Source organism: Paenibacillus sp. FSL M7-0420, from assembly GCF_038002345.1.
Classification (GTDB): domain Bacteria; phylum Bacillota; class Bacilli; order Paenibacillales; family Paenibacillaceae; genus Paenibacillus_AQ.
In genome coordinates this window covers 1,829,883-1,850,569 of record NZ_JBBOCJ010000001.1, presented here as the reverse complement: position 1 = coordinate 1,850,569, position 20,687 = coordinate 1,829,883, and the positions used below count along the sequence as shown (strand labels likewise).

The following is a 20,687-nucleotide window of genomic DNA, read 5'->3' as shown; positions in this document are numbered from 1 at the left end:
AACAATTGGAGGTCCATATGTTCTTAGAACTCGATGATCATGGTATTTCTGTTCTAAAGGCACTGGCATCTGACACAAGAGCTTCGATTCTCAAACTACTGTTACATACACCGCTTACTGTCAGTGAGCTCGCCAAAAAGCTAAACTTAAGCAAAGCTATCGTGTCACGCCATATCCGGTTACTGGAGGACGCCAAGATCATTAAGCTCCAGGACAACCTGGAGGGTACCGATAACAGAAAGAAGAGTTTTGTGCTTGCCGTTGATCATATTGCCCTCAACCTCCCCCAAAAGCTCCATCTTCCTTTTAAAGTCATTACGAATGAAATCAAGCTGGGATACTATTCTAACTTTTCAGTCACCCCTACCTGTGGATTAGCCAGCCAGACTAAAGTAATCGGAAAGTTAGATGATCAACGGACCTTCGTCTCCAATGACCGGATCGATGCTTCTTTAGTTTGGTTTGCGGAGGGCTTCGTTGAATATATGATTCCGAATGATTTTAACCGAAATTTTACTGCAGAATTATTAGAGCTATCCTTGGAGCTATCTTCAGAGTTTCCTGGGTCCAACAATAATTGGCCAAGTGATATCGCCTTTTATATCAACGATGTTTTTTTAGGCACCTGGACGGCTCCGGGTAATTTTTCAGATGTGCGCGGGAAATTAACACCAAACTGGTGGGATAACGAACTAAGCCAGTATGGACTTTTGAAGCATTTAAGAGTCACCAAGAAGGATACTGGAATAGATGGTCAAAAAATATCATCGGTCACCCTCGCTGAGCTAAAGATCGAAGACTCTCCCTTCATCAAGCTGAGGATTGGGATTGATGGGAATTCTACAAACAAAGGCGGACTTACCATCTTCGGGGAGCACTTTGGAAATTATCCGCAGAATATTCTGCTTAAGCTGTTCTATACGGAAGCGGAATAAGGGATATTTGGGCTGGGCATGCCCATCATACTCCCACCCCTCCCCCCATATACATAGGAAGAACGGTTCACAAGCTGGAAGGAGAGATGGATGCATGCCCGGTGATGATGAGATTAAAGCGCTGGAGCGGTCGATTGCCGAGATCACGGAGATTGCTTCCGGGTTTGGGCTCGATTTTTATCCGATGCGTTATGAGATATGTCCGGCGGATATTATTTATACCTTCGGTGCGTACGGGATGCCTACCCGGTTCGGGCACTGGAGCTTTGGCAAGACTTTTCATAAAATGAAGGCTCAATACGATTTTGGCCTGAGCAAAATTTATGAGCTGGTCATCAACTCTAACCCGTGCTACGCCTTCCTGCTGGACGGCAACTCCCTGGTGCAGAACAAGCTGATTGTCGCGCATGTGCTGGCGCACTGCGACTTCTTCAAGAACAATATGCGCTTCTCCATGTCTAACCGGGATATGGTCGAGAGCATGTCCGCCACCGCTGACCGCATCAATGATTACTCCGTCACCTATGGCACAGACACCGTAGAGAGCTTCATTGATTCCGTGCTGGCGATCCAGGAGCATATCGATCCCAGCCTGATCCAGCCGCGCAAGCTGGGCAAGACCCATCTGCTCGAAGCCAAGATGAAGGAGCGCAAGGACTCCCCTCCCGGCGGGCCTGGACCGGCTAATGCTTACAGTGAGCTGTGGGATTTGGAAAAGAGTGATGACGTCCCGCCAGTGCCGGAAACCGCCGGCAAACGCACCTTCCCCCCGGAGCCGGAAAAAGATATCGTCTGGTTCATCCAGCAATACTCTACTGCTCTGGAGGACTGGCAGCGCGACATCATGACGATGCTGCATGACGAGATGCTCTATTTCTGGCCGCAGATGGAGACCAAGATCATGAACGAAGGCTGGGCCTCCTACTGGCATCAGCGGATTATGCGCGAGCTGGACCTGACTGCCGAAGAGACTGTCGAATACGCCAAGCTAAATTCATCGGTGGTGCAGCCTTCCCGCCAGAGCCTGAATCCGTACTACCTGGGGCTGAAGATCTTCGAGGACATCGAAAATCGCTGGGACCGGGACAAAATGTTCGAGGTGCGCGAGCTCGATTCCGACATTTCCTTCATCCGCAGCTATCTGTCGAAGGAGCTGGTGAACGACCTGGACCTCTATGTATTCGAGAAAAAGGGACCGGAATGGAAAATTACCGATAAAGCGTGGGAGAATGTGCGCGACCAGCTGGTGCTGGCCCGGGTGAACGGCGGCTCCCCGTACCTCGTCATCCAGGATGCCGATTATGAGCGGAACGGCGAACTCTTGATTGCCCACCGCTATGAGAGTATCGAGCTGGATCTGAAATATCTGGAGCGCACGCTCCCGCATATCTACGCCCTCTGGGGCCGGACCGTGCATCTGCAGACCGTTGTGGAAGACAAAAACGCCATGTTCACCTATGACGGCAAGAAGGTGCAGCGGAAGTTTATGTAAAGAAACGTATGGTTTCGCACAATAAGCCGCAGTGTAGTTGCTATGTGCAATTACGCTGCGGCTTGTTTTTGAAAATATAAGAATTTATACGTTGCACATGATAACTTATCCTTCTATTTCTCACTGAAACGGTACCGTCCTTTAAGAGGACGGCGAAGCCGTTTCTACTTGTTGTATTAGATTTGGAGGTCAAACAATTTGCCCAGCGGCAGCTGAAAATCCTTAAACACATTCGACCGCACACTATCCTGCTCCGAAAATAAGTCCCTCACCTGATACACGCCATCCTGCAGCGCATATACATGAACCGTGCGGTTGCCGGGATCGACGATCCAATATTCCTGGACGCCATACTTCTGGTACAGATTGAACTTCTCATTGAAGTCCTTGAGTGCCGTTGACGGAGATAACACTTCGATAATCATTGTGGGCGCGCCGTGACAGCCATTCTTCGTAATCTGATCCTTAGAGCAGACCACCGACAGATCGGGCTGGACGACATGATCGGGCATTGCAGCAGAATCATCCTCGCTGAAGAACACATCGAACGGAGCGACAAACACATGACAGCTCTTATTTTCCAGGTGCGTACGCAATGCAAAATATAGCTCTCCTATAACATACTGGTGCAGGGCTGTAGGCGTTGGAGACATATTATAGGCTTTGCCGTTAATTAATTCCCATACACCGTCCCATGACAACCAATCCTGATACGAATGCTGCCTCTGCTCATCCGGATTCGACACTTGGATCTGCCTCCTTCGCTTCCTAGCGGATTACGTGTAAGTGAATTATAACATGAATCACCGCCAATACTCAGCGCCCCATCCCCCATATCCCCTGCTGCAAAAAATACTTAAATATAAATTATCCCAATTTTGTTTTAATAGTATCCCAATGGGTTATATATCTCCTGTGATTTATAATGGGTAATTCTGGATGGTCCATGATTACTCTCATACAGAAACCAGACGGGAGAGGACGTTAGTGAAAGTGAAACAAATGGCAATACTGCTGCTCATCATGTGTGTGATTCTGACAGGCTGCATGGGGGGCAGCAAAGAAGGAAGTCCAGCGCCTTCATCCAGCCCGGCCGCCACGGCAACTGCCGAGACGAAGAACACTTCGGGGAACCCTCCGCCGGACGCTTCACAGACCGTGTACGATCTGAAGCAGAAGTATGATTCAGATGAAGCAGATCACAGTCCGGGCATCATGCCTATGTATAATGTGGAGCAGGATATGGAATTCATCTTCAGATTCAATACCGATCTTGGCTCCGAAGCCATTGGCAAGACGTTATCCGTACATACCGATATCAAGGCACTGCCGGAGAGTAAGGTCGGGACCCTTGAGGATTCACAGCTTGTTGACGGCAAAAGCGTATACTCCATCAAGCCGCTCGGCTTCGGCGTCCTTCCCTCCGATTCCCTGCGCGCTACCGGAGCCAGCTCCTGGGGGAACGCGCCTGTCTACTACATCCGGCTCAACTATGACCTGGATGCTAAGTCGCCTACTCTGCTGAAGCAGCCGGTGATTATTCCGTTTACGGTGAAATCGGATCTGCCCACGCCGACGCTGCAAGCCGACATCAGTCCTGACGGAAGACTGACTCTGGTGTGGAATGAAGTTCCGGGCGCGGAGAGCTACAATATTTACAGCGCCTCCCATATTACAATGGAGAACATCAATGAGCCGCTCAGCGGCGCCGAGCAGGGCTATGCGGATCAGCGTCCGCTGCTGATTGCAACCGTGAAGGGCACTTCGTATAACGATTTCATGAAGGACGGACGCGGTGCGCTCGGTGTAGTAGATGAGATGATTACGAGCGTACAGAATAATAATGTCCAAGGGGAATATTACGTCACTGCCGTTCAGGGGGACAAAGAATCCCGGTTCAGCCGTTCGGCAGATACCGTAGCGTTATCCAAACGTCTGCCGCGCACTGTGGCTCCTGAGGATAACATCAACCTGAAATTGTACAAGAATGCCAAAGAGCTGCCCAAGACCGTTCCGGTCCAGTTCATTGACGGCTCCAAAGCCTCAGTAACAGTGATGTACGACACCGGAGCTGTGACTCTTAAGGCTTCCGGCCCAACCGATGTCCCATACACAATTCAAGGCACTGCACTTAAGGGATATGTCCAGGTTACGCAGTTGACCGAAGCGGATATTTCCAGTCTTGCCGCCACCCAGAGCAACAAAGCGAATCCCGGGTATGTGGAGCCGCAGAATAACACGGATTATGTGCCTGCACCGGACGTACCGACCATCATCGACAACGATAACGGGAACGCCAGTGAACCTGGAGATAATGTCATCGACCAGCAAAAAGAGAATACGAAGAGCAAGGTAGAGGAAGGCAACAAACAGGCGGTACCGGGCACCACGATACGGGCAGACCTGATTCATGCCGACTCTGCGCTGGAGGAATATCTCGCATTGACCCTGATGAACGGCGACACCGAAATCTCGCTGCAAGCCTTCCCGGAGGCGCAGAATGCCCGTACCCTGGTCGATGTAATTGAGAAGGTAGTCTACCAGAACCCGCTCATTCTCGGCTTCCGCGGCTATGGCTACGATTATGAGAAGCTGACGCTGATTGTGAAGTACGATGATTCTGCCGAGACCATCCGCTCCAAGCAGAAGGAGATCCTTGCCGAGGCAGATAAAGTAATCGCTGCTGTGATCAAGGAAGGCATGAGCGCGGATGAGAAACAGATGGCAATCTACGATTATCTGAATGATAATACCGCCTATGACGATGCTGCTCTGGAGAATGCCATGGAGCAGGAGTTCAAGACAGTAGATGCGAAGTATAACGATTCTTTCAATACCTATGGCATACTGGTTAAAAAAGTCGGCGTATGCATGAGCTATGCCCATACCTTCCAGCTGCTCTCGGATCTCGTCCAGGTCCCTTCGATGGTCGTCACAGGAACCATGAGCGGCGTGAATCACGCCTGGAACAAGGTGAAGATCGGCGACGAATGGGTCAACGTTGACCCGACCAATAACGCCACCAATACCGGACTTCCTTATCTGCTCTATAACTCCAATGACGCTACAGCCTCCGATGTAGAGTATGTGATGGACAAGGCCTACTGGCTGGACCATGAGCTGCCTCTGTTCAAGGCCACCAGCAATGCCTATGATTATTACGTGACGCAAGGACTTGAAGTAGATTCCCTGGAAGCCTACAAGACCAAGCTGGCCGAACAGCTGAAGAAAGGCGAGACGCTGGTAGTTCTGCGCGTTCTGGGCAATACCGACAGCTCGGAGCTGATGCAAAAAACCGCCGAAGTCATCAAGCAACACGATGCCGCCAAGCTGGATAGTGCAGGCATGGTTGAGCTGGGAAGCTACGTAGCGGTTCAATTGGACGCTGCAGCCGGGCAATAACGGACAGCAAAAAAGGCAACCCCCTGCTACGGGGCTTGCCTTTTTTGCTGAACCCTCATTATTCCTCTTCATACGGATAGTAAATATCGCTCAGGTTACCTGCCTGATAATAGGGGTACTCCAGTTTTTGTTGCACCTGTCGCGCAGTGTCTGTATTTACTAAGCACTCGATCAGGTACAGGCCAAGGTCGATTGAAGCCGTCACTCCGCCTCCGGTGAAGGTATCACCGTCCCGGACCACCCGGGCTTTAATGACTTCCCCGCAGTAAGGGGCGAGCAAATCGTAGGCAGACGAGTTCGTGGTCGCTTTTTTCCCCTCTAAGAATCCTGCCGCACCTAACAACAATGCACCCGTGCAGACCGCCACCTTATAACGTGCGCCTTCTGCCGTCCGTATCCAGCTTATGAAGTCCTCATTGTAGCGGAGCGTCCGGGTCACATGGCCGCCCGGGAGGAAGACCAGATCGAATGTCCCCAGATCAGGCAATACCTCATTGGCTTTCATCGTCAGTCCCCGGTCATCCGTCACCTCCGCCTTGCTCGCGCAGAAGGTCCAGGATACGTTCTCCTTCGCCTTCAGGATCGCCACCCAGCTCACCGCTTCATAGAACCCCACAAAATCCATGCTGGTCATGCCGTCGAACAGAACAAATGCCATTTTCATAACCGTCACCTATCCTCTCCTAATGGAAGATTAAGCACTCAGTTCCAAATATACTGCATCTTTTTATACCCGACATCCCATATTTTCAATTCGTCCTTAATCGTGATCTTCAGCTCTTGCCCCGGCTCAACTGGCATCTCGTATACTACAGGGTACTGTTCAGGATTAGTACGCTGAAAATCTCCAGTATAATTCAAGAATTCCTGGCCATCCCGGGTAATACTGATCTCACCGGAATAATCTGTGGGTTCGGGGTTTCCGAAAGTGAAGCAGAAAGTCGTCTGACCCTCAGACTTGTACGTGAATGTTCTGGAATCTCCGTCTTCAGCGCCATACAGGTTATAGCGGAGCGGCATCTTCTGTCCGTTGATTTGAATGCTGTCCGGTTTATCTGCGGATGAATTGCCCGAGGTGTCGGTCCATTCCGTGATCGCTGTGAACGGACCCTCTACTTTAGTTATTATTTTGTTTACCGCTGCGCCTAGTCCCCATAAAGCTATAAAAAGGACCAACCCCGCTATAGCCGTTGCCGCCAGATTGCACCCGAGGCTCCGGTAACGGAAGCCAAGCTTGTACGCCCCGAAACCGAGGGCTGCACCAACCGAATTCTGAAGAGCATCATTGATATCGAAGCTGCCCAGGAAGGTAAGGGCCTGAAGCGTTTCAAGCACAAGAATCGCGATGAAGAACAAGGTGATGAACCGGACGAAGCTGACCCGGTACAGCCATGGAATCAATATACCGAAAGGAACAAACGCAAGTGTGTTCCCGAAGCCCACCAAATCCATCAGGGTGGGAGGAAAAAGATCAGACGGAGACGGCAGCAAAAGGAAGTTTTCAGGCATGAAAATAAAGGTGTAAACGGTATGATCCGAAGCCTCTCCTCTGCCAAAAGCAAAGAACATAAAATAAAGCACAAGCAGCGTGTACAATACGGTTACTGTTAGTAGAATCTTGCGTTGTTTGACCATGGTTAGCTCCTTCATACTATTTTTCCACATATTACAATTAAACGGTTAGTGATTTCATGATACCCGCTCCCGTACAGGGACATAAATCTCCATCACGGAATCCACGCGGGCGTGACAGCGTTCGTCGTAGAACTCAAAGTTCAGTTTATCTTCGTCATGCATGTAGCCGCTGCCTGGGAACCAGTCCTCGAAGATATATCTCCAGGTACTCTTGACCACCTCGGCAAAAGTCTCCGGTCCCGCCTCATCGGTAGCGTCTACCGGTGGTGTCGTAAATACCGCATACTGTGCCGCAGGCACAACAGCCGTAAGCATGTCAGGAGTGGCCTTACTGAAGTCCTCCACTATAACCCCCAGCAGATACACAGCATTACCGCCAGCGTCTGACGGTATACATAAGCCGACCTCCCCATGCTTCGGCGGATTCAGCTTCGCATACATTTGATCCTCCAGATTATCGCCCTCATAGTTATACCAGAAAGAAGCGACATCCTGCGTAGCATTCCCCGCCTCCACATTCGTCTCAATCCCGTAACCCGCTACGTTAAAAGCAGGCCGCTCCACCCTCACCGGCTCTGCCATATACGCCTTAATCTCATACTCCAACCTGTCCCGCAGATACCCGCTCATCCGCGCCGCATACTGGGAGGGACTGTAGCCGTAGGTCTTGCGGAAGGCTTTGGCGAAGCCCCCGGGTGTCTCGAAGCCATATTCCAGCGCAATCTCCGTAATTCTCCGCCCGTTAAACAATTCAACGGCAGCCCGCGACAATCTCCGGGTGCGCACATATTCCATGACCGGCATATCCTGCGACTGGCTGAACATCCGGCAGAAATGGTACAGCGAATAACCCGCATACGCCGCAATCTGCTCCGCTGTCAGCGGGTCCATGAGATGCTCCTCAATATAATCAATCGTCTGCCCGATCTCTCTGCTGTAATTCAGTTGCTCCACCGGCCTTTCAGGTCCACATAGGTGAAAACATTATAGCAGACAGCGGCATGCGGCACCGTTCCAGTCTTGCTATATTATCAGCGCTGCGTATCCGTCAAGCCTTTCATGATGAATTCCACTATATAATCCAGAAGCTGCGGAAAATGGCTTGCCCCGATCTCTTCCTTGTGAATGTCGATATACGGAATAGAGTTGAACAAAGCGAGAATCATCCCGTCCGCAAGATCCGTTCTGATTTTCCCCTTGGACTTCCAGAGCCGGATTAGCTCCAGCATGCCGCTGTTCATCATCTCATGAATCCCCTCTATCCCGCCATGGGCATAGAATTCCTTCTCCAGCTTGCTGAAGAGTGCTTTATTGTACCATTCCTTCAGGATAGGGTGCTCATTCATCCCCCTGTAATTAAGCTCCATCATCTGCTTAAGCACCTTGGCTGGCTCATCATCCACATCGACCTTAGCCATCATGCTCCGCTTCAGCTCCTCATTCTCCCGCAGGTAGATCTCTATGAACAGCTTCTCTTTGGAGGCGTAATAATTATAGAACGTGCCTACGGCATATCCGCACAGCTTGGTGATGTCGGACACATTAGTGTCCTTGAAGCCCTTGGAGCTGAACAGCTCGGTACCGCATCTGAAAATCTCTGCCTTCTTATCTTCCATCTATAAGCCCTCCATGCCTGAGTGAATCGTTTTCAATTCATTCACACAATGTAGCACAGCCATGCAGCCATTACAATGTACTTTTATATTGGTCTGATACGAATCACTTCCCATTTCGACGAATAGGCTATTGTAATGAAATCAAGAATGGAGGGTTCCCGCATGAATTACAGGAACGAAGATTCAAGCAGTTCAGCCCATTCGTCAGGCTATCGGCATCTGCCGCAGCCCTATCCTTATTCGCATTACCACTACCTGGTACATTCAGAGACCGCTGAGGAGACCGCTCAGAGAATTGCTCAGAAGTCTGCAGCTGCCGGGAATACTCAGGCTGTCAGGGCTTCCGAACCCCCGGCCGCTCCAAGTAAGCTTGAGAATGACCCTGCGGAGGACCAAATGGACGGCTGGCAGCAGCTTCAGAGTGCCAGCAAGCCGCAAAAGGTGGTGGAAAGCGGACATCCGGCTGCCGCGAACAAGGCGGTGGACGGCCATCCCGGACCAAGTCAGACTGAAGGAAATGGAATTCATATCGATACGGGAGGCGAAATCGGGGGCAAACACGGCATTGGCTTACACGCCGGCGGGAATCTGGCCTACAGCGGCGCTGATCTTCAGGCAGGCGGCCATATTGGCAGCCCCTCCTATGGCATTGAAGCGCAAGGTGATTCCCATTTAGGTAACGGGCAGGGCCTCGGAGTGAGCGCCGGAGCCCAAGCCTTCGGCAAATACGGCGTCGCCGCGCAGGGCAAGGCCCAGCTCGGCGGCGGGCAGGGAGCCGATGTTCACATGGGCGCGCAGGCCGGCGGTGACCACGGGCTAGATGCAGATGCGGGTGCTCATCTGGGTCTCAGTCAAGGCGCCGGTTTTGACTCCCATGTTCAGCTAGGCGGCAACAAGGGGGTCGGGGCTGAGGCCAAGGCCCAGTTCGGCGGCGGCGAAGGCGCAGGCATCGGCGTGGGCGGGCAGCTCGGCAAATATAAAGGCCAATTCAGCTTCAAGATTGGCGGTAAGGAGCAGGAGCCTAAGGACTCCCAGGAGGATTAGGAGAATTAGCGTTCTTCAGGATGATAAAGAATCCCCTGACACTGCCGGTTATCCAGTCCGCACGGATTCGCCAATCAGGCACTTCGCTAGACTAAAGGGAATATCCCTAAGCCATCACCATGGCCTGGGATATTCCCTTTTGGCTGAGCGTACAAGTCTTAATTAACTCCGGGACAGACAAGAGGACTGCCTGATGGCAGTCCCTGGTCCCCAGTATCCGTGAAGCCGCCTCCGTCAGCGGTTCAGCAGGCTTCCGACATATTTCAGCAGCTCATTGGCACAGATCGGGCAGTAGTTATGCTCGTCGATCAGGCGGCGGCTGACCTCGTTGATCCGTTTGAGCTGGCTTTCATCCGGTGTCTTGGAGGAAGTGGTGATTTTGACGATATCCTTGAGATCCGTGAACAGCTTCTTCTCGATGGCTTCCCGCAGCCGGTCGTGATTGTTGTACTCGAACTTCTTGCCCTTGCGGGAGTAGGAGGAAATACGGATCAGGATCTCCTCGCGGAAGGCCTTCTTCGCATTCTCCGAGATGCCGATCTGCTCTTCAATGGAGCGCATCAGCCGCTCATCCGGTTCCATCTCCTCATCGGTGAGCGGGTCGCGGATTTTGGACCAGTTGCAGAAGGCTTCGATATTGTCGAGATAATTCTCGAACAGCGTTTTGGCGGATTCTTCAAAAGAGTAAACGAAGGCCTTCTGCACTTCACTTTTGGCAAGAATATCGTATTCCTTGCGGGCAATGGAAATAAAGTTCAGATAACGCTCACGCTCCTCCTTCGTAATCGAGGGATGCTGATCCAGACCGTCCTTGATTGCCCGCAGCACATCCAGCGCGTTCATGCACTGCAGATCGCCTTTGATCAGGGCGCTGGAGATGCGGTTAATGACATAACGCGGGTCGATGCCGGACATGCCTTCATCTAAGTATTCGGTCTGCATCTCCTTCAGATCCGCTTCCTTGTAGCCCTCGACCTCTTCGCCGTCGTACATGCGCAGCTTCTTGATCAGATCCATCCCCTGCTTCTTGCTCTCCTTGAGCCGGGTCAGGATCGAGAAGATCGCCGCCGCGCGCAGCGCGTGAGGGGCAATATGAACATGCTTCATATCGCTCTGGCCGATCAGCTTGGCGTAGATCTTTTCCTCTTCAGAGACGCGCAGATTATAGGGAACCGGCATGACGATCATGCGGGACTGGAGCGCTTCGTTCTTTTTATTGGAGATGAAGGATTTATATTCAGTCTCATTCGTGTGGGCAATAATCATCTCATCCGCCGAAATTAACGCAAACCGTCCGGCCTTGAAGTTGCCCTCCTGAGTCAGCGACAGCAGATTCCACAGGAACTTCTCGTCACATTTCAGCATTTCCTGGAATTCCATGATCCCGCGGTTGGCCTTGTTCAGCTCCCCGTCGAAGCGGTAGGCCCGCGGATCGGATTCCGAGCCGAATTCGGTAATGGTGGAGAAGTCGATGCTGCCGGTCAGATCCGCGATATCCTGCGACTTCGGATCGGAAGGGCTGAATGTACCAATCCCTACCCGCTCCTCTTCGGACAACAGCACCCGGGTAACCGCCACACGTTCAATATCCCCTTGGTAGTCATTCTTCAGCCGCATCTGGCAGGACGGGCAGAGATTGCCTTCAATCCGTACATCCAGCTCGCGTTCGATCTCAGGCCGCAGCTCCAGCGGAATCAGATGCAGCGGGTCCTCATGCATCGGGCAGCCCTCAATGGCATACACCGCACCCGCATCCGTGCGCGAATATTGCTCCAGGCCGCGCTTCAGCAGCGTGACCAGGGTGGACTTTCCTCCACTGACCGGTCCCATCAGCAGCAGAATCCGTTTACGTACATCCAGCCTCCGGGCTGCGGAATGGAAGTATTCCTCCACCAGCTTTTCCACCGCACGATCCAGTCCAAAGATCTCCTGTTCAAAAAACTTATACCGTTTACGTCCGTTAATGTCCTCGACGCCGTGTGACTTGATCATGTCGTATACGCGGGAATGAGCCGTTTTGGCGGGAGAAGGGTCTACTTTAAGCAGTTCTATATAGTCCTTGAAAGTGCCGCTCCACGCCAAACGGTTGTTCTCAGCCCGATGCGTTGCTATACGCTCAAAAATATCCATGGCTCGCTGCCTCCTCTTGCGCTCCTACTTGCTCCACCAAGCTTAGAAAGTGTATTACATACCTATGCGGCGAGCCCGGAATAGTTGACCTCTTTTTTGCTGTGCTATAATAGAGAATCATGATTTCTATAGAATAATTACGCTGCAATTCAGGGCAGGAGTGAATACAGAATGGCGATCAAGCAGGAGACGGAGCTGTATGCTCCTTTGAAGAGTTTTTTTGAGCGGCAAGGCTATGACATCAAGGGTGAGGTGCGGACCTGTGATCTGGTGGGCATCCGGGAGGACGAGGAGCAGCCGCTCATTGTGGAGATGAAAAAATCGTTCAATCTCGCCCTGCTGCTGCAGGGGATTGAACGGTTGCGCCTCAGCCCTAACGTCTACCTCGCGGTAGAACGCGTCAGGGAGAAGAAGGGCGCAGTCAACCAGCGCTGGGGCGAGCTCACCGGACTGTGCCGCCGGCTCGGCCTGGGGCTGATCACCGTCGTCTTCTACAAGACGAAGGCCCCGCTCGTCGAGGTGCTCGCGGAGCCGGGCGAGGCGCCGCCGCAGGCCCGCAGCGCCGTCCGCCGCCGCGAGCGACTGCTCTACGAGTTCCGCGAGCGCAGCGGAGACTACAACACCGGCGGCAGCACGCGCGTCAAGCTCGTGACGGCCTACCGCGAGAAGGCGCTGCGCGTAGCACTCGCGCTGCAGGCCCTGGAGGCCGAAGCCGCCGGAGCGGCCGGCCTCGGCGGAGGGCGCGCGGCGCTAAGCGGCGCGCCGGGCACTGCCCTGGCCGCCGGGGAGACGGCGGCCGCGGGTACCGCAGCAGCAGCGGAGGACGCTGCTGCGGGTGCGGGCCCGGCTGCTGCGCGCAGCCGGGCGGAGAGCGCGCGCGGCGTCACGCCCGCCGCGCTGCGGAAGCGCAGCGGCGTGCCCGGCGCCGCTGCGATCCTGCAGAAGAACTACTATGCGTGGTTCTTCCGGGTGCAGCGTGGCCGCTACACGCTCACGGCCGCCGGACAAGCGGCGCTGATCGAGTATTCGGCGATCGCGGAGATCAGCGCGGGCAAGCTGTAGGCCCGCGCGCCTTACATAGGCATTCACGCAACCATGAGGCGTTCACGCTCGACTGCCCAACCATTGTACACAGTTTTCCACACCCATCCGGCCTACTTCCCTTCCCTTCCGGCAACTATACAAGCCAAAAAGGAGTTGTCCGCACGCAGACCTGCTGCGAGCGACAACTCCTTTGTACCTTCTCTATCCACTTACCTGATCTATACTCTAGAACATCCTACTGTTCTATACCTTGCTCTTCGCTCATTCACTCCAAGCCCCCAGCCCTTCGCTTATTTGCTCATGGCTCGCCCTAAGCAAGCACCGTATACAGCAGCTCCTTCTCCTTAACCGAGGTGGCGCCAGCAGACTGGATGGACTGGTACTGCTGGATGTTCGTAATAATAACCGGCGTAATCGTACTATAGCCCGCCTTCTCGATCTGGGCCAGATCGAATTCCATCAGGAGATCGCCGACAGCCACCCGGGTTCCGGCGGTTACCTTGGGCGAGAAATGCAGGCCCTTTAGCTTCACCGTGTCGATGCCGATATGGATCAGCATTTCCGCTCCGCTGTCGCTGACCAGACCAATGGCATGTCCGCTCTTCGAGAGCGAGAACACCGTTCCCTGAACCGGCGAGACTACGCGGCCTTCGGACGGCTGAATCGCATACCCCTTACCCATGATCTCCTCCGAGAAGGCCGGGTCGCTCACTTCGCTGAGCGGCTTCACCGCTCCGGCAATCGGACTGAATACCTCTTGATTCACCATCGTAGACTCAGCAGCAGCGCCCATTACAGTAGTGTTAGCGGCAGATACTACAGGCTCGGCAGGAGTCACCGCAGGCGCAGCAGCAGCTTCCGGCTCATCCTCGAAACCGAGAATATAAGTGACAATCGCAGCAACTGCCGCCCCGATGGCGAAGCCGATGACCGAATAGACAAAGGTCGCACCGAGAACCATCGGAATGCCGGAGAGTCCGGCGAGTCCGCCGATGACATACGCTTTTACCTTGAACAAGCTGAGGAACGCACCACCGGCGGCTCCGCCGATCAGGGCAGAGATGAACGGTTTCTTAAGACGCATATTTACACCGTACATAGCCGGTTCTGTAATTCCCATGAAGGCCGTGATACTTGTGGACAGGGAGAGGGACTTCAGCTTGCTGTTCTTCGTTCTCAGCGAGACACCAAGCGCACTGCCCGCCTGGGCGAAGTTCGCTACCATCATAATCGGAATCATATAGTCATAGCCAAGCTGTGCAATGGATGCGATCATGATTGGAATCAGGGCATAGTGCATCCCGGTAATGATCAGCAGCGACATGGTTCCGCCCAGCAGCAGGCCTGCGAACAATCCCGTATTCTCGAACAGCCAGCTGATCCCTCCAGTCAGGCCATCCCCGATAATTACTCCCAGCGGGCCTACGGCAATCAGGGTAAGCGGCACAATGACCAGCAGCGTAACCGTCGGAACGATAATCAGCTTCAGGGAAGCATGGGTTACTTTATCAACGGCTTTTTCCACATAGGAGGCCAGCCATACGGCAATCACAATCGGAATGACGGACGAAGCGTAGGTTGCAGCTACCACCGGCAGTGAAGCGAAGGTAACAGGCTCTCCGGACCCCAGCAGTGTGGTGACAGTCGGATGCAGAATGGCCGCCCCTATCGCAGCAGCGATGTACATATTGCTTCCCAGCTTACGGGCAGCGCTGATGGCCAGAACAATCGGCAGGAAGTAGAAGGCGCCGTCCCCGATTGCCGATAGTATGATATACGTGGAGTTCTCCGTTCCCATCCAGCCTACTGCGACAAGCAGGGCGACAATCCCCTTGATCATCCCCGCACCGGTAATGGCCGGCAGGATCGGTGTGAAGATGCCCGAGATGAAGTCAAACAGCTTGCTCAGCGGATTCTGCTTCTTTTTCTCCACCTTGTCAGCGGAAGCCTTCTTCTCAGGAGAAACGGACATATTGCCAATCAGCTCATTGTAGACCACCGGGACATCATTGCCGATAATGACCTGGAATTGCCCGCCGTTAATCATCACGCCCATTACCCCGTCCGTCTTCTGCAGGGCCGCTTTGTCCGCACGGTTGTTGTCATTCAGGTTGAAGCGCAGACGGGTCATACAGTGGGTTACCTGATCGATATTGTCTTCTCCGCCAACAAGCTTCAATATTTCTTTGGACAGCTCTTTTGTATTCATAAGATGTTGCTCCTTAGATGTAGTATGTTTTCCGCACAAGCAGAAACGGCTTCGCCGTCCTTTTAAAGGACGGTACCGTTTCAGCGAGAAATAGAAGGATAATTTATAGCGTGAAACATATAAATTTTTATATTTAAAAAAACCTAAACGCCGATCAGCGGGGAAAGGCAGTCTTCTGCCTCCAGCACTGTCCGGGTTTAGGTTTTGCCTCTGTATCGAGTAGCAATCCTGCACCACATTATTCTGTTATATCCCCACTACGGATAATCCGTTCAATATGAATGGTCAGATACAATATTTCTTCCTTGGACAAGACCCGTTTGTATATCTTGCGGGAATAGTCCGCTATCTTCACCGCAACCGCATGGGCAGCCGGGTACTGCTTCATGACCAGATCATGCAGCGCATGATCCTGGTCCCGCTCCTCCATCGGAGTGCCCTGAACCACCCGCTGCGCAAAGAACTTCAGATGGGTCAGGAAGCGGTAATACCCGAGTGATTCTTCATCCAGCTCAATCAGGAAGCTCCGCCGGACAATATTCAAGATGTCCTTCACGATATTCGTGATACTTACCGTCTCCCGCATCTCACCGTTCATCTGCGCATTAACCAGATGCATCGCGATGAAAGCGCACTCGTCCTCCGGCAGCAGAACCCCAAGCCGTTCCTCGATAATTTGCAGCGCCTTGAGTCCAATGGAGAACTCCTTGCGGTACATCCGCTTGATTTCCCACAGCAGTGCATTCTTGATTTGAAGCCCCTGACGGTGGCGGTCGATGGCGAAATGGATATGGTCCGTCAGTGAGATATAGATGCTGTCATGCAGCTTCTCCCCGAGCACCGTCTCGGCATAACGGATCACTTCATCGGTGCATTCCACATATTCCAGCGGGATCTCCGAGAGAAGCGACATCAGCTTCTGTGAACCTTCTTTATTCTCCAGGGCGAATACCTTCTCGACCTGAGCATCCTCAACAGCATCCCCTGCCTGCTTCTTGAAGGCGATACCACGGCCCATTACGACCCGTTCCTTCCCGCTGGCATCGAGTACGGTGACCACATTGTTGTTGAGCACCTTAGCAATTTTCATTCCATCACCTTACACCGTCAGAGTAATATAATCTCCCGCAGGCGCGGGGATACAACATTATTGTGTTAAAAAAGGCAAAACCAAAACGGCATCAAAAGAGTGCCCGTTTCTGGTTTTGCCTGAATGAACAGTAACAATCCAGTTATTCTACCTGTAGCAGCATCTTAGCATATCATTGTAAATATGACAACACTTTTATGAAAACGTTTTATTAAGGCCTGTGCTTCTTAAGCTTGCCCCATTTCACCTACAATATTTCACCGTTCGACGAAATCACCTGCTTGTACCACTCAAACGAATCCTTCTTGCTGCGGTTCAGCGTGCCGCTTCCCGTGTCGTCCAGGTCTACGTAGATGAAGCCGTAGCGCTTGGACATTTCCGAGGTCGACATGCTCACCAGGTCAATCGGGCCCCAGGCCGTATAGCCCATCAGCTCCACGCCGTCCTTAACCGCTTCCTTCATCTCCTTGATGTGTTCCCGCAAATAATCAATCCGGTAATGGTCATGGATCGATCCGTCTTCCTCCACCTTGTCATAGGCACCCAGCCCGTTCTCTACGATGAACAACGGCTTCTGGTAACGGTCGTACAGGTTGTTCAGGGTAATGCGCAGACCCACAGGATCAATCTGCCAGCCCCAATCAGAGGCTTTCAGATACGGGTTCTTGATACCGCCCAGCAGATTTCCTTCAGTCGCCTCACCCTCCGGACCTGCAGACACCGTAAGCGTCATATAATAGCTGAACGAGATGAAATCTACTGTATTCGCAGCAAGCAGCTCATCATCCCCCGGCTCACGGATAATCTCAATCTGGTTCTCGGCAAAATAACGGTTCATATAACGCGGGTACTTACCGCGCGCATGCACATCCGTGAAGAACAGATTCAGCTGGTCCTCCTGCTGTCTCTTACGCACATCCGCCGGATTGCAGGTATTCGCGTAGCTCTCCATACGGGCCAGCATACAGCCGATCTGCGAGCCTGGAATAATCTCATGTCCCAGTCTGGTGACCAAGGCGCTTGCTACAAACTGATGGTGCAGCCCCTGAAAGACCGCTTGCAGCTTGTTCTCCACGCGGTCTGTAAGAATACCGCCTCCGGTATACGGGCTAAACAGCATGACATTGATCTCGTTGAAGGTCAGCCAGTACTTCACTTTTTTCCGGTAACGTGTAAATACAGTCTCAGCATACTTCACATAGAAGCCAATCACTTCACGGCTGGCCCAGCCGTTATACTTCTGTGTAAGACCGAGCGGAGTCTCATAGTGCGAGAGAGTAACCAGCGGCTCAATGCCGTATTTCAACAGTTCATCAAATACATCGTCGTAGAATTGCAGCCCCTGCTCGTTAGGCTCGGCATCATCGCCGTTCGGGAAAATCCGTGCCCAGTTAATCGACAACCGGAACACCTTGAAGCCCATTTCGGCGAATAGAGCAATGTCCTCCTTGTAGCGGTGATAGAAGTCAACGCCTTCGCGTTTCGGGAACCAGTCATCCGTCTCTCCGGCAAGAATCCGGGCGATACGCTCCGAAGAGATCTCCATGGAATGATCCCCTGTGCGCTTATCCTTGGGCACGAAGGCGATCATATCTGCCGTAGACAGCCCTTTGCCCCCCTGATCAAAAGCGCCCTCCAGCTGATTGGCAGCGGTTGCGCCGCCCCATAAGAAATGCTCAGGAAATCCGTTAAGTACTGTAGCCATAGTCCTTACCCCTTTTCATTATGATCTTTCTGCATGGCCTATATAACAGAAAAACCTAAACCTATGGCAAGATCATCGAGCCCGGTGAACGGGTTCAAATCAGTCACCATCAGTTTAGGTTTTGCCTGGCACGGCCAGTAACAATCCAGTAAACGATATGTTTATGGAAGATTTAATTGACTCCAGCCTAACATAGCATCCGGTAAAATTCAAATGAAAATCCGCTCAATTTCCGTGAAGCCATATTTGCGCCCGTTCCTTCTCACCTAGCTGCGCGCCGTGAACTCGGTCACCGCTTCACTCATCAGGTTCATTCCCAGCAGCAGCTCATCACGGCCGGGATGGCTGAAGTTGAGCCGGATGCGGTCCGAGCCTCCGCTTACACTGCAGAGCGGACCAGGCAGGAAGGCTACCCCCTTGGTTAGCGAAGCACGCAGCAGAGCCATCGCGTCCAGGCCTTCAGGCAGCGATACCCAGAGGAACATGCCGCCGGCCGGCATGTCGTAGACGCTGTTCTTCCAGGCCGGACGCTTCAGCAGCTCCGCCATCAGCTTCAGGCGGGTATTGTATTCGCGGTTCAGCAGAGCGATATGCTCCCGCAGATCAAAGGCCGACACACTGAGCAGATGATGCAGCAGCCGCTGGTTCAGCGAGCTGGACTGCCAGTCCGCCATCTGCTTGGCGGCAGCCATCATGCCGATTAGCTCGCGGCTTCCCGCCGCCCAGCCCGTCCGCAGCGCCGGCGCGACCGTCTTGCTGAAGGAGCCGATGTATAGCACATGCCCGCCTTCGCTGACATTCTCCAACGCGTATAGAGTAGGATATTTCTTGGAGGGATGCCCCTCACTCCGCTGGAAGTGCAGATCGCCATAGGAATCATCCTCTACGATCAGCACATTATGTGAGATGCACAGCTCCAGAATCTCTTGCCGCCGGGCAAGACTCCAGAGCACTCCGCTGGGATTGGTGAAGCTTGGCGCAGCGAACAGCATCTTGGGCCTATAGCTGCGGATCGTTCGGCGCAGATGATCCGGCAGCAGGCCGTCTCCATCCCCCTGGACCGGAATAATGACGGCTCCCTGCATGCGCAGCGCCTGCAGAATACCGGGTGAAGTCGGATTCTCAACCAGCACATGATCCCCGGGATCAATGTATACCCTGCACAGCAGGTCAATGGCCTGCTGGCTGCCCGTTGTCAGCAGCACTCCGCCATCGGCTACCGCCACTCCTTTGCTGCGGAGCCAGTCTCCGGTCAGCCATTCGCGGAGCGGGCCATACCCTTCAGGCTCCCCGTACTGCAGCGCACTTGCATCTGTGGAGATTACGGTGGATGCCGCCTCAGACAGCAGTGACAGCGGAAATAATTCTTCAGCCGGGAGCTCCTCGGCCAGCGAGATCAGCGTACCCCGGCGTGTCTCCTTACGGATACTCAGCAGCGGTGAAGATAACAATGTATGTGCGCGCGATGAAAACTCATACTTCATACGCTTCCCCCCTTTATCTGGTTTAAGAATATTCCAGTCCTGATGCTATTATGTCGTAATACAGGGATTATGCGTAGATTTGCTTGTTCTGTCTTGAGAAAAGCGCGAACTTCTCAATCGCCTGCGCTCTTGTCGATACTTCCAGCTTCACATAAATCTTGCGCAGGTAGTTATCAATCGAACGGCGGCTGACTTCAATTTCAAGTGCGATTTTGTCGTATGTAATTCCTTGCACAATGCGTTCCATGATGAACATCTCCGTCTGTGTCAGCTGCAAGACGCCTTCCAGTCCTCTGGAGGAGGCTACCGGACGGAAGCCCTTTTCAATCCATTCCAGCGGAATGGAGAGGAACCCTTCACGGATGCCGCGGATCATCTGCAGAAGCTGACCCGGAGTGGCTCCCTTCGACAATACCCCGCTCGCTCCCAGTTCAATCAGGGGCAGGAATATCTCCTTATCGTTCTCCTCCGTCATGATAATAATGTGGGAGCAAGGTGAGCTTTTTTTCATATCCGGCAGCACCTGTTCTACGGTTCCATCGTGCATCTGATAATCACTCAGCACCAGATCAGGCCTTAATTCCTCCATGCCCGCGAGACATTCTTCCCAGGTAGCGAACATGCCGTCTACCGTCAGTCCCTCCTCATCTTCCAGAATTAATTTTGTTCCCAGCATACTTGTGGGATGACATCCCACGATGACCACCTGCCAGACCTTCGTCATTAATGCCCAGACCTCCTGCTATCTATATAATTTTCCAGAATGGAAAGCGCTGTAAGCGTTTCCCGTCAACACGCAAGCAAGGATCTATGCTGTCATAAGTCTATTCTTCCTACTTTTACCTTGAATACGTCCATCAGATATTCCAATCTATAGAAATTGTATCGCAGTAGTTTAACA

General features: G+C 52.8%; 16 protein-coding genes. 5 read left to right on the top strand and 11 right to left on the bottom strand.

The features are described from left to right. The first annotated feature begins 17 nt into the window (after window positions 1–17). Window positions 18–935, top strand: coding sequence for an ArsR/SmtB family transcription factor (locus MKX51_RS07840; protein ID WP_340991955.1), 918 nt, complete (start codon window positions 18–20; stop codon window positions 933–935). Window positions 936–1,029: 94 nt separating this feature from the next. After that, window positions 1,030–2,427, top strand: coding sequence for a SpoVR family protein (locus MKX51_RS07835; RefSeq protein WP_340991954.1), 1,398 nt, complete (start codon window positions 1,030–1,032; stop codon window positions 2,425–2,427). Window positions 2,428–2,603: 176 nt separating this feature from the next. On the opposite strand, the gene MKX51_RS07830 is transcribed toward MKX51_RS07835, so the two are convergent. Further along, window positions 2,604–3,173, bottom strand: a complete 570-nt coding sequence (locus MKX51_RS07830) for a Uma2 family endonuclease (protein WP_340991953.1) — start codon at window positions 3,171–3,173, stop codon at window positions 2,604–2,606. A 241-nt stretch (window positions 3,174–3,414) separates the two neighbouring features. On the opposite strand from MKX51_RS07830, the gene MKX51_RS07825 reads away from it, so the two are divergent. After that, on the top strand, window positions 3,415–5,829 hold the full coding sequence (locus MKX51_RS07825; protein WP_340991952.1) for a transglutaminase domain-containing protein: 2,415 nt from the start codon (window positions 3,415–3,417) through the stop codon (window positions 5,827–5,829). A gap of 58 nt (window positions 5,830–5,887) precedes the next feature. On the opposite strand, the gene MKX51_RS07820 is transcribed toward MKX51_RS07825, so the two are convergent. The 4 genes from MKX51_RS07820 to MKX51_RS07805 form a co-directional block, all read right to left on the bottom strand. Beyond that, on the bottom strand, window positions 5,888–6,493 hold the full coding sequence (locus MKX51_RS07820; RefSeq protein WP_340995554.1) for a DJ-1/PfpI family protein: 606 nt from the start codon (window positions 6,491–6,493) through the stop codon (window positions 5,888–5,890). Between the two features lie 38 nt (window positions 6,494–6,531). Continuing rightward, window positions 6,532–7,464 (bottom strand): VanZ family protein, encoded by a 933-nt coding sequence (locus MKX51_RS07815; RefSeq protein WP_340991951.1) that lies wholly within the window; start codon window positions 7,462–7,464, stop codon window positions 6,532–6,534. Window positions 7,465–7,518: 54 nt separating this feature from the next. After that, the gene (locus tag MKX51_RS07810; protein WP_340991949.1) at window positions 7,519–8,418 is read right to left on the bottom strand and encodes an AraC family transcriptional regulator; all 900 of its coding nucleotides are present in this window, start codon (window positions 8,416–8,418) and stop codon (window positions 7,519–7,521) included. A 77-nt stretch (window positions 8,419–8,495) separates the two neighbouring features. Then, window positions 8,496–9,080: a TetR/AcrR family transcriptional regulator gene (locus tag MKX51_RS07805; RefSeq protein WP_340942516.1), complete on the bottom strand. Its 585-nt coding sequence runs from the start codon at window positions 9,078–9,080 to the stop codon at window positions 8,496–8,498. Between the two features lie 162 nt (window positions 9,081–9,242). Between MKX51_RS07805 and MKX51_RS07800 the strand changes: the two genes are divergently transcribed. Beyond that, a complete protein-coding gene (locus MKX51_RS07800; protein WP_340942518.1) occupies window positions 9,243–10,124 on the top strand; it encodes a hypothetical protein in 882 nt (293 codons plus the stop codon). Between the two features lie 234 nt (window positions 10,125–10,358). On the opposite strand, the gene MKX51_RS07795 is transcribed toward MKX51_RS07800, so the two are convergent. Then, window positions 10,359–12,254 (bottom strand): PrkA family serine protein kinase, encoded by a 1,896-nt coding sequence (locus MKX51_RS07795; protein ID WP_340942520.1) that lies wholly within the window; start codon window positions 12,252–12,254, stop codon window positions 10,359–10,361. Window positions 12,255–12,425: 171 nt separating this feature from the next. Here MKX51_RS07795 and MKX51_RS07790 point away from each other — a divergent pair, with 171 nt between their 5' ends. After that, on the top strand, window positions 12,426–13,316 hold the full coding sequence (locus tag MKX51_RS07790) for a DUF2161 family putative PD-(D/E)XK-type phosphodiesterase (protein WP_340991947.1): 891 nt from the start codon (window positions 12,426–12,428) through the stop codon (window positions 13,314–13,316). Window positions 13,317–13,608: 292 nt separating this feature from the next. On the opposite strand, the gene MKX51_RS07785 is transcribed toward MKX51_RS07790, so the two are convergent. The 5 genes from MKX51_RS07785 to MKX51_RS07765 form a co-directional block, all read right to left on the bottom strand. Continuing rightward, window positions 13,609–15,507, bottom strand: coding sequence for a beta-glucoside-specific PTS transporter subunit IIABC (locus MKX51_RS07785; RefSeq protein WP_340942523.1), 1,899 nt, complete (start codon window positions 15,505–15,507; stop codon window positions 13,609–13,611). 238 nt (window positions 15,508–15,745) lie between these two features. Beyond that, window positions 15,746–16,597, bottom strand: a complete 852-nt coding sequence (gene licT / locus MKX51_RS07780; RefSeq protein ID WP_340942525.1) for a BglG family transcription antiterminator LicT — start codon at window positions 16,595–16,597, stop codon at window positions 15,746–15,748. 247 nt (window positions 16,598–16,844) lie between these two features. After that, window positions 16,845–18,302 (bottom strand): glycoside hydrolase family 1 protein, encoded by a 1,458-nt coding sequence (locus MKX51_RS07775; RefSeq protein ID WP_340942527.1) that lies wholly within the window; start codon window positions 18,300–18,302, stop codon window positions 16,845–16,847. A 266-nt stretch (window positions 18,303–18,568) separates the two neighbouring features. Next, a complete protein-coding gene (locus MKX51_RS07770) occupies window positions 18,569–19,786 on the bottom strand; it encodes an aminotransferase-like domain-containing protein (protein WP_340991944.1) in 1,218 nt (405 codons plus the stop codon). A 67-nt stretch (window positions 19,787–19,853) separates the two neighbouring features. After that, window positions 19,854–20,510 (bottom strand): response regulator transcription factor, encoded by a 657-nt coding sequence (locus MKX51_RS07765; RefSeq protein WP_340991942.1) that lies wholly within the window; start codon window positions 20,508–20,510, stop codon window positions 19,854–19,856. Window positions 20,511–20,687: the final 177 nt, after the last annotated feature.

Bases quoted from the DNA above. Each gene is read 5' to 3' on its own strand.
- MKX51_RS07840 (WP_340991955.1), top strand. From the start codon at position 18: ATGTTCTTAGAACTCGATGATCATGGTATTTCTGTTCTAAAGGCACTG.
- MKX51_RS07835 (WP_340991954.1), top strand. From the start codon at position 1,030: ATGCCCGGTGATGATGAGATTAAAGCGCTGGAGCGGTCGATTGCCGAG.
- MKX51_RS07820 (WP_340995554.1), bottom strand. From the start codon at position 6,493: ATGAAAATGGCATTTGTTCTGTTCGACGGCATGACCAGCATGGATTTT.
- MKX51_RS07815 (WP_340991951.1), bottom strand. From the start codon at position 7,464: ATGGTCAAACAACGCAAGATTCTACTAACAGTAACCGTATTGTACACG.
- MKX51_RS07805 (WP_340942516.1), bottom strand. From the start codon at position 9,080: ATGGAAGATAAGAAGGCAGAGATTTTCAGATGCGGTACCGAGCTGTTC.
- MKX51_RS07800 (WP_340942518.1), top strand. From the start codon at position 9,243: ATGAATTACAGGAACGAAGATTCAAGCAGTTCAGCCCATTCGTCAGGC.
- MKX51_RS07795 (WP_340942520.1), bottom strand. From the start codon at position 12,254: ATGGATATTTTTGAGCGTATAGCAACGCATCGGGCTGAGAACAACCGT.
- MKX51_RS07790 (WP_340991947.1), top strand. From the start codon at position 12,426: ATGGCGATCAAGCAGGAGACGGAGCTGTATGCTCCTTTGAAGAGTTTT.
- MKX51_RS07785 (WP_340942523.1), bottom strand. From the start codon at position 15,507: ATGAATACAAAAGAGCTGTCCAAAGAAATATTGAAGCTTGTTGGCGGA.
- licT (WP_340942525.1), bottom strand. From the start codon at position 16,597: ATGAAAATTGCTAAGGTGCTCAACAACAATGTGGTCACCGTACTCGAT.
- MKX51_RS07775 (WP_340942527.1), bottom strand. From the start codon at position 18,302: ATGGCTACAGTACTTAACGGATTTCCTGAGCATTTCTTATGGGGCGGC.
- MKX51_RS07770 (WP_340991944.1), bottom strand. From the start codon at position 19,786: ATGAAGTATGAGTTTTCATCGCGCGCACATACATTGTTATCTTCACCG.
- MKX51_RS07765 (WP_340991942.1), bottom strand. From the start codon at position 20,510: ATGACGAAGGTCTGGCAGGTGGTCATCGTGGGATGTCATCCCACAAGT.